The organism is Streptomyces sp. RP5T, from assembly GCF_003933965.1.
Taxonomy (GTDB): Bacteria; Actinomycetota; Actinomycetes; order Streptomycetales; family Streptomycetaceae; genus Streptomyces.
The window spans coordinates 1-1,191 of record NZ_RSAJ01001123.1 but is presented as its reverse complement, the minus strand read 5'-3'; the positions used below and the strand labels follow the sequence as shown (position 1 = coordinate 1,191).

Annotated in this window: 1 protein-coding gene; it reads right to left on the bottom strand. The window is 74.2% G+C overall.

The window, feature by feature from the left end; genetic code table 11:
- Window positions 1-662: 662 nt before the first annotated feature.
- On the bottom strand, window positions 663-917 hold the full coding sequence (locus EHS43_RS44890; protein WP_125196092.1) for a hypothetical protein: 255 nt from the start codon (window positions 915-917) through the stop codon (window positions 663-665).
- Between the last annotated feature and the right edge of the window lie 274 nt (window positions 918-1,191).

The window sequence follows — 1,191 nt, the reverse complement described above, 5'->3', positions numbered from 1 at the left end:
GACGTGACAGGCGTGACAGGCGCGTCTGGTGCTACTGGTGCTGGAGGGGCTGTTCCGCGTCGGTCGCGTTCGGCTGCGGAGGGGTCGGCCAGTCAGGCGGGGCCTTCCGGTTCCGGGGCGGGGCCTGTTACGGGCGCTGGAGGGGCTGCGCCGCGTCGGTCACGTTCGGCCGCGGAGGGGTCGGCGCGCCAGGCGGAGACCCCCGAGGCGGGGCCTGTTACGGGCGCCGGAGGGGCTGCGCCGCGTCGGTCACGTTCGGCTGCGGAAGGCTCAGCGAGCCAGGTGGAGACCTCTGAGGCGACGGCGAGCTCGGGCGCTGCGGGTGCAGGCCCGCGTCGGGGCGGTACGGCGGACGCGGACGCTGACTCGGTGAAGCGGGCCGCGTCGGAGGCCACGCAGGCTGCCGCCACCTCACCGAGCGGCGTGCCCCGGCGTACACGCACCGCCGCGCAGGGGGCGGTCAGTCAGAAGGCACCGGGCGCCGACGGCACCGACGCTGGTTCGGAGACTCCGGTCGGCGGCACGCCCGGGGCGGAGACTCCGGCAACCGACCTGTCCGAGTCCTCGACGGATACCTCGGCCAAGGGATCCACGGCATCCGCCCCGGCGTCTGCGAAACCTGCTCCCACGTCGCAGACCCCGCCGTCGGAGACGCCCGCATCTCAGCCTCCGGGATCGGCAGCGAGCCGTGCCTCGTCCGGACCCCGTCGCGCACGTACCGCGTCGGGCGGTTCCGCGAGCCAGAGGACCACCGCGCCCGGCTCCGAGCCGTCGGCCGACGACGACGCGAACTCGAACTCCACGCCGCCGAAGCCGCCCGCGGCCCCGCGCAGTCCGGACGCCCCGTGGCACCACGCCCGCCCGGCCTTCGACGACCCGGAACCGAAGCGGTCTCCCACCCCAGAGGCCACCGGCAACCCCGACAGCTCCTCCCTGGCCGAGGACAGCACAGCCTCAGGGCGTCCCGACACCCCCGGACGAACGGTCTCCGAAGGCTCGGCGGATGTCGACGAACCCGCAGCTGACGGAGACCCCGAGGTGGGTGAGGAGCCGGCGGCCTCCGAGGAGCCGACAGCTTCACAGGAGCCGACAGGTTCCCAGGAACCGACCTCTGAGAAGTCCGCGACTTCCGAGGAACCCACGGCTCCCGACAAGTCCAAGGCCCCCGAGCGCCCCCCGACTTCCGAGGAC